At 34.6% G+C, this 14,215-nt stretch carries 12 protein-coding genes and 2 tRNA genes; 12 read left to right on the top strand and 2 right to left on the bottom strand.

The window, feature by feature from the left end:
* The first annotated feature begins 415 nt into the window (after positions 1-415).
* The 9 genes from B9T23_RS09490 (at position 416) to B9T23_RS09450 (ending at position 11,712) form a co-directional block, all read left to right on the top strand.
* Positions 416-1,243: an ABC transporter permease gene (locus tag B9T23_RS09490; RefSeq protein ID WP_086193949.1), complete on the top strand. Its 828-nt coding sequence runs from the start codon at positions 416-418 to the stop codon at positions 1,241-1,243.
* A complete protein-coding gene (locus tag B9T23_RS09485; RefSeq protein ID WP_086193948.1) occupies positions 1,240-1,902 on the top strand; it encodes an ABC transporter ATP-binding protein in 663 nt (220 codons plus the stop codon). The genes B9T23_RS09490 and B9T23_RS09485 overlap by 4 nt, the downstream gene beginning before the upstream one ends.
* A complete protein-coding gene (locus B9T23_RS09480) occupies positions 1,892-2,989 on the top strand; it encodes a capsule biosynthesis protein (protein WP_086193947.1) in 1,098 nt (365 codons plus the stop codon). Before B9T23_RS09485 ends, B9T23_RS09480 begins: the two co-directional genes overlap by 11 nt.
* A 3-nt stretch (positions 2,990-2,992) precedes the next feature.
* Positions 2,993-4,678, top strand: coding sequence for a polysaccharide biosynthesis/export family protein (locus B9T23_RS09475; RefSeq protein WP_086193946.1), 1,686 nt, complete (start codon positions 2,993-2,995; stop codon positions 4,676-4,678).
* A 111-nt stretch (positions 4,679-4,789) separates the two neighbouring features.
* Positions 4,790-6,001 carry a capsular polysaccharide export protein, LipB/KpsS family gene (locus tag B9T23_RS09470; protein WP_086193945.1) on the top strand — a complete coding sequence of 404 codons (1,212 nt, stop codon included), beginning with the start codon at positions 4,790-4,792 and terminating at the stop codon, positions 5,999-6,001.
* Positions 5,988-6,650, top strand: coding sequence for a hypothetical protein (locus B9T23_RS09465; protein WP_086193944.1), 663 nt, complete (start codon positions 5,988-5,990; stop codon positions 6,648-6,650). The genes B9T23_RS09470 and B9T23_RS09465 overlap by 14 nt, the downstream gene beginning before the upstream one ends.
* A gap of 6 nt (positions 6,651-6,656) precedes the next feature.
* Positions 6,657-8,300 carry a glycosyltransferase gene (locus B9T23_RS09460; RefSeq protein ID WP_086193943.1) on the top strand — a complete coding sequence of 548 codons (1,644 nt, stop codon included), beginning with the start codon at positions 6,657-6,659 and terminating at the stop codon, positions 8,298-8,300.
* Positions 8,301-8,460: 160 nt separating this feature from the next.
* Positions 8,461-10,443 (top strand): capsular polysaccharide biosynthesis protein, encoded by a 1,983-nt coding sequence (locus tag B9T23_RS09455; protein ID WP_086193942.1) that lies wholly within the window; start codon positions 8,461-8,463, stop codon positions 10,441-10,443.
* A gap of 9 nt (positions 10,444-10,452) precedes the next feature.
* Positions 10,453-11,712, top strand: coding sequence for a capsular biosynthesis protein (locus B9T23_RS09450; RefSeq protein ID WP_086193941.1), 1,260 nt, complete (start codon positions 10,453-10,455; stop codon positions 11,710-11,712).
* A 435-nt stretch (positions 11,713-12,147) separates the two neighbouring features.
* Here B9T23_RS09450 and B9T23_RS09445 read toward each other — a convergent pair.
* Both B9T23_RS09445 and B9T23_RS09440 read right to left on the bottom strand, forming a co-directional pair.
* Positions 12,148-12,223, bottom strand: a tRNA-Gly gene (locus tag B9T23_RS09445).
* A gap of 41 nt (positions 12,224-12,264) precedes the next feature.
* Positions 12,265-12,337, bottom strand: a tRNA-Gly gene (locus B9T23_RS09440).
* A 235-nt stretch (positions 12,338-12,572) separates the two neighbouring features.
* Here B9T23_RS09440 and B9T23_RS09435 point away from each other — a divergent pair.
* The 3 genes from B9T23_RS09435 to B9T23_RS09425 all read left to right on the top strand — a co-directional run bounded on the left by B9T23_RS09435 (position 12,573) and on the right by B9T23_RS09425 (position 14,215).
* Positions 12,573-12,884, top strand: a complete 312-nt coding sequence (locus B9T23_RS09435; protein ID WP_086193940.1) for a BolA family protein — start codon at positions 12,573-12,575, stop codon at positions 12,882-12,884.
* A 13-nt stretch (positions 12,885-12,897) separates the two neighbouring features.
* The gene (locus B9T23_RS09430; protein WP_086193939.1) at positions 12,898-13,290 is read left to right on the top strand and encodes a SirB2 family protein; all 393 of its coding nucleotides are present in this window, start codon (positions 12,898-12,900) and stop codon (positions 13,288-13,290) included.
* Between the two features lie 82 nt (positions 13,291-13,372).
* Entirely contained in the window at positions 13,373-14,215 is an 843-nt protein-coding gene (locus B9T23_RS09425) for a ParA family protein (RefSeq protein WP_086193938.1), read from the top strand.

The raw sequence follows: 14,215 nt of genomic DNA, 5'->3' as shown, positions 1-14,215 counted from the left end.
AAATGGTGATGATTGACTGGATTTTAAACTGCTATTGCATAAAAAAAAAGCTCCCATCTTTCGATGAAGGCTTTTTTGAAATTTTTCATTCGTGAACTGATGAGTTGTAAAATCAGGCTTGGTTGGATAGATACGCTTTTGTCTATGACAAAGTTCAGCAGATGAATGGAATTTACGACAAACGCATCAGGAATTACAAGTACAAAATAAAGTTCAATTACAGATTATCTGATTAATATTTAAGCTTTTTTATGTGACTATCAATTGGATCATAAGAATAAACTTATCTTTAGTCGAATAGGCTGATCCATTATTAGGGTTAACTAATAATCTACTTTATAAAGATTAGGGATGCCGGTATGATGTCATCCACATATTTAACTTAATATGATTCACTAATAAAAAGCTTATATACATGGAATTTCCAGAACAACATCAACTGAAAAAACTACCAAGACTTGAGCCGCGTGGTGGCTTAAATGTAATGCAGGCTGCTATTCGTGCACTCTTATTAAGGGAGTTACAAACTCGCTTTGGTCAATACCGTTTAGGATATTTATGGGTCTTTCTAGAGCCCTTATTAACCATTGGGATCATGGTGATACTTTTCGGTACAGTCATGCAAAGAACATTACCCGGTATGGATTATGAGGTCTTTTTAATTAATGGCATTATTCCATTCTTTATGTTTAGAACAGGAGTGACGCTGGGAATTAGTGCAACTGAGTCAAACAGAGGGCTGTTTAGCTATCGTCCAGTAAAACCGATCGATGCTTTGCTCGCGCGTAATATTCTTGAGTTTTTGCTGAAATTTACGGCTTATATCGCTTTTACTGCAGCATTTGTATGGTTTGGCTATAACATCAGTTTTGAACAGATTCCGCAGCTTTTGGGCTATTGGGCGCTATTATTTATATTTATGCTGGCATGTAGTCTTATTTTTATTGTGATTGGCGATTTTTCACAAGAAGTGGGTAAATTTCTTTCAGTATTTTTTTTAGTTCTTTACTTCCTGTCTGGCATTTTGTATTCCATCCATATTATTCCAGTGGAATATCGCGAATATCTACTTTATAACCCGCTAATTCATATCTTTGAGTTAATGCGTCATGCTGTTGCGCCCAGCTACAGTTTAGTACCAGGGATTAGTTTAAGTTACTTTATATTATGGATAATTATATCTTTATTTATCGGATTACTACTGTATAAGCGCTTTGAACACCATATGGTGAAATCAAAATGATCGAATTAAAAAATTTAACAAAATCATATATAACACCCAAAGGCCGGCATTATGTCTTTAAAAATTTAAATGCTTTTTTACCCGAAAATAAAAGTGTAGCTCTATTGGGTAAAAATGGTGCAGGCAAGAGTACTTTGCTACGTGTCATTGGTGGGATTGACTATGCTGATTCTGGCAGGGTTATTACCAATAAAACGATTTCATGGCCAGTGGCATTGTCAGGTGGCTTTCAAGGCAGCCTAACAGCCAGACAGAATGTTCGTTTTGTCGCCAGACTTTATGTAAATAGTCACGATGAAGTCGAACATGTAGTAAATTTTGTTGAAGAGTTTGCTGAAATTGGTAAATACTTTGATATGCCGATGAAAAGTTACTCGAGTGGTATGCGTAGCCGGATTGGTTTCGGTTTGAGTATGGCTTTTAATTTTGATTATTACTTGCTGGATGAAGCGGGTGCTGTAGGGGATGCATCTTTTCGGAAAAAAAGTCAGGCTTTACTCGATGAACTCAAAGAAAATTCAAATATTATTATGGTTTCTCACGACTTAAAAGATTTAACCCGTAATTGTGATGTAGCTTTCTTGGTGAGAGATGGCAAAGCAGAATATTTTGATAATGTACAAGATGCAGTAGAGGTATATAAAGCGTATGCAAGCTAAAATAAATAAGCGACTTTGGATCGCCTATACCTGCTGTGTTCTCATTCCGGTATTCATCATTGTATTTTATCTTTTTTCCTTTGCGAAAGATCGTTATCAATCTTCTTCTATAGTACTGGTGAAGCAGGTGGCCGATACCCCAGTGGTTGATGCATCAGGAATAGGTGCTTTGTTGGGAGTGCCAAATACCAGTCGAGAGGATTCTCAAATTCTGAAGGAATATATTAGCTCTCGCGATATGATTGAGCAGTTAGATCAAACGCTGAATCTGCGTCAGGAATTTTCATCAGTCAGAGACCCAATCTTTGCCCTGCCTAAAGATGCTTCAGTGGAAGACTTGGTCGGATATTTTAATAAAATGATTAAAGTCGAGCTTGATGAGCAAACCATGATGTTACATGTGCATGCTCAGGGTTTCTCGCCACAGTTCTCACTAAAACTCAATCAAGAAGTGCTTAAGCAAAGTGATCAATTTATTAATGAAATTTCACAGACCATCGCGCAAGAACAGCAAGTATTTGCACAGAAACAGTATACGGAAGCAACGGCACAGTTAGATGAGGCACGTCAGGCGGTACTCGAATATCAAAATGAAAATGAAATTTTTGATCCTGAATTACAAGCAAAAGCTGTCGCTACATTGATTGCAGGCTTGCAAAGTAGTCTGGCGCAAATGAAAACCGAAGAACGGACTTTACTCAGTTACTTGACCCCTGAAGCCCCTCAAGTGGTGGCTTTACGTAGTCAAATTGCAGCACTACAACAGCAAATTAATACTGAAAGCTCAAAACTGACTTCACCGAATAATTTAAAGCTAAATAAAAATGTCGCTGATTTTGAAGCACTCAAAGCGCAAGTTGAATTTGCAGCCGACCTTTATAAAATTTCCCTCATATCCCTTGAAAAAGCACGTTTAGAAGCTTCGCGTAAACTGAAAAAATTAGTGGTCATTGCGACACCACGTTTAGCCCAAGATGCTTTATATCCACGAAAAGTGTATATCAGCCTGACCTCATTTATTTTATTGAATATAATTTTTGGTATTGGATTGCTGATCCATTCAATTATCCGTGAGCACAGAGAATAAATTATGAAAAAAATTGCTTTATTATCAGTTTTATCATTGGCATGTGCGACGGAAACTTATGCATTTGAACCAAGTTTACTGCCAACCGAAGTATCTCAGGCCTTTAATGGCGGAAATTTCGATACTGCAAGTACTAATAATGCCCCACTGTTAACTAGCCAGTCTGTGGTTGAGCTTTCTCCAAGCAGCTCAATGAAATACCCAACTCAAAATAAGATGTTTGGTTCGCAGCTTTTTAAAGGGGCTTTTGCCTCAACGGCGGGGTCGACCTTCAATAGCAATTATCAAATTAACCCGGGCGATAATATTAATTTACGTCTATGGGGCGCCTATCAGTTTAACGGCACTCAAACAGTCGATCCACAAGGCAATATTTTTATTCCGAATGTCGGGCCGGTCAAAGTAGCGGGTGTTCGTAATGGCAATCTGCAATCGGTAGTTGAAGCGCAAGTACGCCGTATTTATGTCTCTAATGTCGGGGTATATGCTGCTCTTGAGCAAGCTCAGCCAGTAAAAGTGATGGTCACCGGCTTTGTCAATCAACCGGGTAATTATGGTGGCGTAGCCAATGATAGTGTGATTGCTTATTTGGATCGTGCGGGTGGGGTAGATCCAGAGCGTGGCAGTTATATTGATATTAAAATCATGCGGAATGGACAAACGATTCAGCAGGCCGACTTATATGACTTCCTGTTACGAGGTCAAATTCGTCCTTTCTCTTTTCGTGATGGTGACGTGATTGTCGTAGGACAGCGTACCCATACCTTTAATGTGTCGGGTGAAGTCTATAACCAGAATGATTTTGAGTTTAATTCACCCGCAGTCACGCTGGCACAGGCATTGGCATTTGCCAAACTCAAACCAGGGGCGACCAATGTCAGTATTCAACGTCGACAGGGTGCAGAATACCGCAGTGAATATTACTCGCTGAGCCAAGCTTATAACGTAATGGTGGAAGATGGTGATATTGTCACTGTAACGGCTGATCGCTATGCGGGTACCATTCAGGTGCGTGTCGATGGTGCACATAATGGTGCCCACGCTATTGTATTGCCTTATGGAGCCAAGCTCAGTGATGTCCTGACGCAACTGCAACCGAATGCTTTAGCTGAAGTTGAATCTTTGCAATTGTTTCGTCCTTCTGTGGCCAAGCGGCAAAAAGAAATGTTGAATGTTGCCTTAGATAAGTTAGAAGAAACCACATTCAATGCCCGCTCAAGCACTCAAGAAGAAGCAGCTTTGCGTTTACGAGATGCAGAATTGGTCAAGCAGTTTATTGCTAAAGCGAGACTAGTTGAACCTAAAGGGCAAGTAGTACTCAATCCAGATACTTTTCAAGATGTGATATTGGAACAAGGTGATATTTTACATATTCCAGAGAAAACATCAGTGATTATGGTACATGGGGAAGTTGCATTCCCGAATGGTATTGAATACAGAAATGGATTGAGCGCCAAAAATTATATTGAGCAGGTCGGTGGCTTTAGCCAAAAATCGAATAAATCCAAAGTGATTGTGATTCGTCAAAATGGTAAAGCTGAACTTGTACGTAAAGGTGAGAAAATTCAGCAAGGTGATGAGATCTTAGTATTACCTAAAGCTCAGACCAAAGGGATTGAGCTTACTCGTGGTATTACACAAGTATTATATCAAATTGCGGTAGCGGCTAAAGTGGCGTTGGACCTATAATTTCAAAAAATTGGAAATACATTATTGGGTTAATATATTTCTGAGCGGAAATAGTTTAAAGAAAATTTATATTACCCTTAAATAAGATAAGTATGTAATAGGGATTTATGAATGAATGTTGTTGTAGTTGTACAGAAAATAAAAGATCCTGTGAATTATTCAATAGAGTTTTTAAGAGCACTAAAATCATCACTGGATATTCCAATCACTGTTACATTAATATCAGATCATATTATTGATTTTCCAGATGATATAAGAGTTGATTTGAAGTTGAATTACAGTAATTTTGAAGCTTTCATTCCCAATACAGAAGAGTTTATAAATACGCAGTTAAATATTCAAAAACAAATAGCTGTTTCTAAAAAACTAGGTAGAAGAAAAAGTTCCGAAGAAATAATATTGGAGCATATGAAATTTCTATCTTTTTATGATTATTGTTTAAGTAAGATCAAACCGGATTTAGTTGTGGTATGGAATGGTATTACCCATTCATTTCAAACATCGATGGTTGAAGTTGCTCAAGAAAAAAAAATTCCAATTATTTTTCTTGAAAGAGGATTAATACCAGGAACTGTATTCTACGATTTTGAGGGTGTAAATTTTGAATCATCAATAGGAAAAAATATTAATTGGCAACAAAGTGATCACTTGTTGAATGATCCAAGTGTTTATGATTATGTAAAAGATATAATTAATAAAACAGGTGGTGGGTTAGTTGAACTAGAAGTAAACAAAAATATTAATATTCCTATAGATCCGTATGTGTTTTTTCCACTACAGCGCGATACTGATAGTAATTTATTGTTTAATTCTCCATATATAAAAAATATGTTTTACATATTGTCTATTTTAAATCAATGGAAAAGTACTAATCTAGACCTTGAGTTTCTAGTAAGGTCTCATCCTGAAGATCCAGAGAAGCATTATACGAAACTTTTGGATTTTGATGAATTAATATTTCAATCTGATGGGGATTTACTTGAAACAATTAAAAGAGCTCATACTGTTATGACAGTAAATTCTACTATTGGATTTACAGCTTTAATATTAGACAAAAATATTATTTCGCTAGGAAACTCTGTTTATAGTGGAAAAAAATTATGTATTGAGCCAAAAAGTATAGATGAAATTCAGGAATTATTAGTGTTGAGGAAAGATGATAATATTAGTGATGATAGATTAGCCTTAACAAATAACCGTAAGGATTTTATTAATAAAATCATTGCGAATAATCACATATCGTTTAGATATAATGCTTTGAAGAATATACAGTTTAAGAGTTTAAAAAATCAGATTGTGGAGAAACTAAATGTTGGAAGTTGATGATGATAATAAGAGCATCTTGACAATATATGTTTTATTATCAGATAATAAGTCATTAAATAGAAAGACATTAAATAGTTTATCCTTATTAGATGAATTTAATATTATTATTAAGTGGATAAAAGCTTTAGATGAATTAAAATTAATTGATCCTGCAAAAAGTACACAGTTCAGTATGTTTATGAACAGTGGTGATCATATTGCTAGGAGTTTTTTGGAAACATTTTTTAAGAAACCTTTGAGCTTTTTATTAGCTTACCAAGCAGAGTATAGCTATCTTTTTAGTGATAGAGGGAAAGTCTTTTACAGAAAAAACATTGATATAACCCCTGAAACAGATGAGGTAAATGCATTAATGCTTTATCCTCATAATTCAAGGCATATTATTTTTCCAACAAATTTTATAGATTCTGTAATTAAAAAAAATGATCATATAATGAGGAATTTTTATTGGATATTGGCGCAGACACTAATTGAGAATAATCTTTTAATTGTTACATTAAAATCATGTATTACGCTAGAGTATTTCGATGTGAAATCATTGCAAAATGAGGAACAAATTTTTCAATTTTGTGATCCGGTAGTTAGTGAAATTTTTGATAAAAATAAACTATTATTGAATCAAAATTTTTCAAATTTGTACGAATAGAATGGTATGTCAATGATACCTTTAAATGTATTAATCAATATATTAAAAAAGAAATCAGCTCGTCTCAAAAAAGATATTAAGGAAATGAATGTGAAAAATTCTCCTCATAAAATTAAGCCTAGTAAATTTATTAATTTAAGTGAGAATATTTCACGTGATTTGTTATTGCTTAATGCTATTGAATATAGGTCTACTACAACAACAGTTGTAAATGTTGAAAATTTGATAACCTATAATCAGCATAAATCTTTAGACTATGCTCGGCTGTCATTAGCATTAGACTATAGTAAATATCATATTTTAATTACAATAAAAACATTTCGAACAGGTGGTACGGATAAGCTAATCTTGAGATATTTGCAAGGTATTAACGAGGTATCTCCTAATATTAAAATCGTCTTATTGGTTGTCGAGGGTCATAAATGCGAATGGGATAATTTATTACCAAATAATGTAAGTTTATTGTATTTACAAAATTACATGATTCAGCCATTTTCAAATAGTCTTTATTCAATGATTCTGAAAAGATTAATAGCTCAGTATGAATTTAAAGTATTGTGGAATTTTAATTGTCGAGAAACATATATTTTTACAGAACAAGCTAGAGACTTCTTGAAATCTGTTAACCTTAATATTTGGGGATTGGTTTTTGCTCATTGGTTGAAACCAAATAATTTACAAGAATTTGGAATGGTCCATGAAAATTTACAATTTGTAATTGATGATTATAAAGTCATCGTATCAGATAATGAAACATTCACTAAGTATCTGCATAGGCAATATGATTGGGATACTACAAAATTCCATACATTATATGTTCCTAACTCAGATGATGAAATTAAATTCAATAATAAAGTCAAAAGTAACTCATTAAAAGTGCTATGGGCATCTGGTATAGAGTGGAATAAGGGAGTAGATACACTAATTGAGATATCTAAGTCCATAAGTGATTTACCAATTACATTGGATATATATGGTGGTACTAAAAATAAAGATGGAGAAAACCTTTTAATAGGCTTGAATGCGAATATTATGGGGTTGAAAAATGTTTCTTATAAAGGTGGTTTTAGTAAATTTTCAGATTTAGTTCAATTGGGTGGTTACGATTGCTTTTTATTTACTAGTATTGTTGAGGGTATGCCTAACGTAGTGATTGAGGCTGCAGAGCAACAGCTTTCAATAGTAACTCCTATAGTTGGTGGGTTGGGAGAGTTTCTAAATAGTGATAATGCCTATATTGTTAAAAATAATCGTAGTGCTGAGGAATTTGTCGAAAAATTAAAAGAAGTCCTCCTAGATAGGATTGAGGGGAATAGCTTTAAGCAATGTAACCTAGTGGATTCTTATAATGAAAAATTTACCATAACCAAATTTAAAAATAATTTTTTAGAAGTACTTGGAGAAGATGTTAATAATTTTGTTGGTAACAATATAGAATCGCCTTCAGACTTGATCAAAATTGATCGTAAAGCGAATCGTATTAAGATGGGTTCTAATGATATTTTAGAATCTTTAGTGAATGATGCTAATATATTTAATAAAATTTTACGTATAAAACCTTTGGTCAAAAAATTGAAAAAGGATCCTTATTCTTTTTTTAATGATTCTAAAAAAGAATATATAAAAATTTTTTCTCACCTATTTAAGTAGTAAGATGGGATTTCGGTTATTTTAATATAGTTATATTTTTGAATTAATGGATGTACTCCTTGAGTTCAGTATTATTTTTGAGATTTAAAATCTAATTAATTTATATAATGGTTGGATTTTAATTCTTTCATCTTTTATTCTACTATTAAATTTTACATCTATGAATAAAACTATTCTCAGAATACCTTTTTTATGTAGTTTTATTTTTCCCCATCTAATTAATAGTAACTCTTATTTAGGTTGGGGACGTAAAAAAAGCTTCTTTAAAGCTCAAGCCTTTGCTGAAAAAAAGGGTTTAAAAGCGCTTTGTCTCGAAGACGGTTTTATCCGTTCTTTAGGTTTAGGCAAAGACGGTTTTGCACCTCTTTCCCTTGTTGTAGATGAAACAGGGATTTATTTTGATGCTTTACAAACATCTGACTTAGAGCAGCTAATCCTTCAATCCGAAAAGGAAGAATTAAATCTACGTGCTACACATGCCATTCAGATCATCCTGAACCACAAAATCACTAAATATAATCAACAATTCAAAAAACTTGATCCTTCTCTGTTTTCAAAAACAGTAAAAAATATATTGGTTGTCGATCAAACCTTTGGCGATCAATCGATTAAATATGCGGGTGCAACTCCTGAAATATTTAAACAAATGCTTAAACAAGCATGTCTTGATCATCCAGATGCAATAATTTGGGTAAAAACTCATCCAGATGTGATTGCAGGAAAGTCAAAGGGGCATTTTTCAACAGCTGATTTAAATCATCCAAATATAAAAATTTTAATTGAAAATTATAATCCTATTGATCTACTTTCACTAATTGATGAAGTTTATGTTGTAAGTTCTCAATTGGGCTTTGAAGCTTTAATGTGTGACAAAAAGGTTCATTGCTTTGGTGTTCCTTGGTATGCAGGTTGGGGGCTAACCAATGATAAGTTTGCTCCTTTAGAGATTCTTCAGGGACGCAGAGGGGTTAATCGTTCCTTAGAACATCTTTTTGCCTGCGCCTATCTAAAATATGCGCGTTATGTTTCACCAGTCACACATAAACGCTGTGAGCTAGAAGATATTATTGATCTGCTTATACCGAATATTGAAGTACAAGCAACTTTAGCCTTAAAACTTACAGCCTATGGTTTTAGCGCTTGGAAGAGGAGATTTATACGAGATTTTTTAGCTTTTCCAAAAGTTGAAATTAATTTTAAAAACTTCTTCAGACCAAATCATAACGATCAAATTTTGGCTTGGGGGAAAAAAGCCAAACTATTAAAAGATAAAGGCTATAAAAATGTGATAACAGTCGAAGATGGTTTTATTCGTTCGATTGGTCTTGGTGCCTCACTGATCCGTCCCTGTTCTTTAGTGTTTGATGATGTGGGTATTTATTATGATGCAACACAGCCTTCTAAAATAGAAAATTTACTAAAAACGACAGAATTAACTTCTACGCAGTATGAGCGTGCCCAGAATCTGCGTGATTTATTGGTTGAACTCAATATTTCAAAATACAATGTGGGTGTAGCTAAAAAGTTAACTAAACCCTCAGAAGATCAAAAAATCTTATTGGTCATCGGTCAGGTTGAAGATGATATGTCGGTGCAATTGGGGGGAGTCGAAATAAAGACAAACCTTGCTTTGCTTAAAGAGGTTAGACGCAATAATTCAAAGGCATATATTATTTATAAGCCTCATCCTGATGTTCATGCTGGCCTTAGAGTGGGCAAAATTGAAGAGCAGGTCGTGTTGCAATTCGCCAATCAAATTGAATTGGATTCTTCAATTTTAGAATGTTTTGAAATTTGCGATGAGGTGCATACAATTACTTCATTAAGTGGTTTTGAGGCATTGTTAAGAGGGTTAAAGGTTTATTGTTATGGTATGCCTTTCTATGCGGGTTGGGGCTTAACACAAGATAAATTTCAGTGTGATAGACGAAATAAAAATTTAGACCTTGATACTTTGGTGTATGTGACACTTGTAGAGTATGCGGTATATAATATCGAAAAGACTACAAGTATGAATATCCCACTCGTTTCTCCTGAAGATGTTATTTTATACATTCAAAGCCAGATGAATTTTCCAGCTGAAACTTCAAAAGAAACATGGAAGGATATTTTTTTAAAATTTAAAAAAATTCAGAATAGGTAAAATTCATTCATGTCTATACATGTAGATAAATTGTTGCTGGCGAATAAAGTTTTACTTTTGCAGGGACCAATGGGTGATTTCTTTTATCGTTTAGCACAATGGTTAAACGGTAAAAATATTGAATGTTATAAAATCAACTTTAATGGTGGCGATCGGTTTTTTTATAAATCCAAAGAGAATGTTTTTGATTATCAGGGACGTTTAGGGGATTTTTTAGGGTGGATTGAGGCTTTTTTAATAGAGCATGAAATAGATGCTATTGTTTGCTTTGGTGATTGTAGAAAATATCACAAGTTAGCAAAGGTAATAGCAGAAAAAAATAATATTAACTTTTTTGCTTTTGAAGAGGGCTATATTCGGCCTAATTACATCACTTTTGAGCAAAATGGCGTTAACTTTTTCTCTAATTTTTTGAACCACTTAAATAATATACAAGCTTTAGAAAATCGTAATGATTTGAATTCTGATATCACTGATGTACAAAATAGCTACTCGAAAATGGTTGTGAGTGTTATTACCTATTATTTTTTATGGGTTTTATTTTCTTTTAAATATCCGAGTTATGAGCATCATCGCGGTATTCACCCAATAAAAGAATTGGGATTTTGGACATTATCGGGTATTCGAAGGGTTAAAAATAACCTGTTTGAAAAGCATGAATTTAATAACTTTTTGCAGGAAAATTCAAAAAAATATTTTATTTTTTCTTTACAAGTACATAATGATTCACAAATTAAAATACATAGTGATTTAAAGAATGTAGAAAAGTATATTGAATTGGTTTTAAAAGACTTTGGTCTTTATGCAGATCAATCAATGCATTTGGTTTTGAAACATCACCCGATGGATAGGGGGTATCGAAATTATAGAAAATTAATTAATCGATATGCCACGCAATTCCACATTCAAGGACGAGTTCATTATTTTTGTGATATACATTTTCCTACCTTGTTGAAGCATGGCTTAGGTTTGGTTACGGTTAACAGCACAACAGGTATTCAGGCATTATTCCATCACATACCAGTTAAAGTGCTTGGTTTTGCTTTATATAATTTACCAAAACTTACCAATCAATATGCTTTGTCCAAATTTTGGACAAATCCCGGAAAGGTCGATTCTCATTATTTTTCTTATTTCCGCAGTGAGCTTATCCTCTATTCACAATTGAATGGCTCTTTTTATGGTATTTCTCCTTGGAAAGAGGTTTATAGCAATCAAGCCGTAATTGCTCATCAAGAAGATCAAGAGAAACAAACTAAAGTTGTTTAAAGGTGGATATTGGCCTTTTTTAATGAAGAAACTTCATGCAATAAAAAAAACTCATCGAAAATGGTGATTCGAACTCATTCTGGGTAAGATCACCGCGATTTTATTATATTAAATTTTAAAAACAGAGAGTTAAATAGACTTTATTTTTCTAGATAAATTTTGCGAACTCTACCTGTGTCAGCTAATACCCATGAAGATTTTAATGGTAATTCTAATGATTTTGGTCAATTTTTGACATATCATTTCATCGTTATTTGGCGATATATCCTTAAAATTTTCCGAAAAGATAAGCAGTAATTAATTTTTTGAAAATATGGAATAACGTCAGGGTAAGGTCAAATAAAGAGCAAACTAATAAAATAGAACATTTACAGAGAAAATATAAAAATTAACAAAAAAAAGCCCCCATCTTTCGATGAGGGCTTTTTTTGAATCTGGAGCGGGAAAGGAGACTCGAACTCCCGACCCCAACCTTGGCAAGGTTATGCTCTACCAACTGAGCTATTCCCGCTTATTGAGCAGTTTTTTCTAAAACTTACACTAAAAAATTTGAGCGGGAAAGGAGACTCGAACTCCCGACCCCAACCTTGGCAAGGTTATGCTCTACCAACTGAGCTATTCCCGCATGCCGTGTATAATACAGTATGCAAAAATAGGGTCAATAACTTTGTGAAAAAACTTGTATCAATTGCATAAAATAAAACCATTTTTTAGGGTTGTGGTGGTTTTGCAAGCAAAAATGATATGAATCTGGATGATCCCTTGTTAAAACTGCTAAATGATTTAGCTGCTTCAAGATCAAGATTGAATCGGAACACGTTATACTAAACCCAGAGCTTTAGCGATTTGGGAGTATTATTTTGACTTTAGAACAACAACTGATTCAACGCCTTCAAGATTTATCACCAACACATTTAGAAGTGGTGAATGAATCATCTGGTCATGGGGGTTATTTCCCCGGTAAGGAGTCACATTTTAAAGTGATTGTGGTGAGTGACCAATTTGAAGGATTACGTTTAGTACAGCGTCATCAAAAAATTTATGCTGCTGCAGGAGATTTGCTTGCGCCAAGTCGTATTCATGCACTTGCCATCCATGCTTTTGTTCCGTCGGAATGGCAAGGACAAGCCACGCCAAGTCCTGACTGTGCGCATGCGCCCAAATCTGAATAAGGGATGTTGAATAATGGACATGCAGCTGACTGTTAAAATTATACATATGAGCATTGTGACCCTGCTAATTGGGGTTGTGATTGCTCGGGCTTTTACTCTGTTTGTCGGGGTTCAGGGGAATCAACCGAATCCAGTGGCACGGAAACTCTTGGTGGCGCTACAACATTTGTCGATGACCTTAATTGTACTGACAGGGATCATATCTTTAGTGATCAAAAACTTTGAAGTGCAATCCTGGTTCTATGCCAAAGTGGTTTTATTCTTGGTTTTATTTTCATCTTTAATCAAAGCGTATAAAAAAGATGACAGTATTTTGTTGGCACAACGTCGTGCAGGCTTAGCCATTGCCGTGGTGGCGCTCATTGGGATTATTGGTCTAGTCATAATTAAGCCAAATTTCGGTTAATTGTTAGACATAATTGTTTTTGAAGCAAGGCGGGTAGGTTAAACTGCAAGCAATACATAAATATAAAGCATAGAGGGCTGCAATGCGGACACGTGTGGTTTTTAATCAAAAAGGTGGGGTCGGCAAGTCAAGTATTGCCGTAAATTTAGCAGCAATCAGTGCACATCAAGGTTTTAAAACTTTATTGATTGATCTCGATCCACAAGCCAATTCGAGTCAATATTTATTGGGGGATGATGCGACTTATTCGGTTGATAAACCTGCATTGGAGCCGAATGTTGAGAACTACTTTGAAGAAGTCTTGGGCAACACCCAAAGTAAAGGGCTTTTAGGCAATGCGATTGGTTCGATTTTAAAGAGTCGTTCCAAGGGTCTGGAAAGCTATGTCCATCAATCACCGTTTAAAAATTTGCATGTGATTCCTGCCAGTCCAACCTTGGGTGCACTGGCGCATGCTTTAGAAGCGAAACATAAAATTTATAAATTACGCGATGCCTTGCAACAGCTGGCTGGACAATATGACCGTGTTTATATTGATACGCCACCGGCGTTTAACTTCTTTACTTTATCTGCACTGATTGCCGCAGAGCGGGTACTAATTCCTTTTGATTGTGATGTTTTTTCGAAACGTGCCTTAAAAACATTGATTGAAAATGTCATCGAAACCCAAGACGATCATAATGACCGTCTGGAAATTGAAGGTATTGTCGTCAATCAGTTTCAAGCTCAGGCAAAATTACCGCGTGAAGTGGTACAGCAACTCAAAGATGAAGGTTTGCCTGTTTTAGAAAGTATGTTGCCCCCGTCAATTTTAATGAAAGAATCTCATCTTAAAAATCAGCCTTTAATTCATTTGGCTACTGATCATAAATTGACGCAAGCCTATCAATCATTGTTCAATGAAATTGAGCAAAATAAGATTTGA

The organism is Acinetobacter terrae, from assembly GCF_002135195.1.
GTDB classification, from domain to species: Bacteria; Pseudomonadota; Gammaproteobacteria; order Pseudomonadales; family Moraxellaceae; genus Acinetobacter; species Acinetobacter terrae.
Note: the sequence above shows the minus strand (reverse complement) of the source record. Positions and strands in the feature narration are given on the sequence as shown.

What these genes read in the sequence shown, in the direction of transcription:
- B9T23_RS09490 (WP_086193949.1), top strand. Translation starts at nt 416, where the DNA reads ATGGAATTTCCAGAACAACATCAACTGAAAAAACTACCAAGACTTGAG.
- B9T23_RS09485 (WP_086193948.1), top strand. Translation starts at nt 1,240, where the DNA reads ATGATCGAATTAAAAAATTTAACAAAATCATATATAACACCCAAAGGC.
- B9T23_RS09480 (WP_086193947.1), top strand. Translation starts at nt 1,892, where the DNA reads ATGCAAGCTAAAATAAATAAGCGACTTTGGATCGCCTATACCTGCTGT.
- B9T23_RS09475 (WP_086193946.1), top strand. Translation starts at nt 2,993, where the DNA reads ATGAAAAAAATTGCTTTATTATCAGTTTTATCATTGGCATGTGCGACG.
- B9T23_RS09470 (WP_086193945.1), top strand. Translation starts at nt 4,790, where the DNA reads ATGAATGTTGTTGTAGTTGTACAGAAAATAAAAGATCCTGTGAATTAT.
- B9T23_RS09465 (WP_086193944.1), top strand. Translation starts at nt 5,988, where the DNA reads ATGTTGGAAGTTGATGATGATAATAAGAGCATCTTGACAATATATGTT.
- B9T23_RS09460 (WP_086193943.1), top strand. Translation starts at nt 6,657, where the DNA reads ATGTCAATGATACCTTTAAATGTATTAATCAATATATTAAAAAAGAAA.
- B9T23_RS09455 (WP_086193942.1), top strand. Translation starts at nt 8,461, where the DNA reads ATGAATAAAACTATTCTCAGAATACCTTTTTTATGTAGTTTTATTTTT.
- B9T23_RS09450 (WP_086193941.1), top strand. Translation starts at nt 10,453, where the DNA reads ATGTCTATACATGTAGATAAATTGTTGCTGGCGAATAAAGTTTTACTT.
- B9T23_RS09430 (WP_086193939.1), top strand. Translation starts at nt 12,898, where the DNA reads ATGGACATGCAGCTGACTGTTAAAATTATACATATGAGCATTGTGACC.
- B9T23_RS09425 (WP_086193938.1), top strand. Translation starts at nt 13,373, where the DNA reads ATGCGGACACGTGTGGTTTTTAATCAAAAAGGTGGGGTCGGCAAGTCA.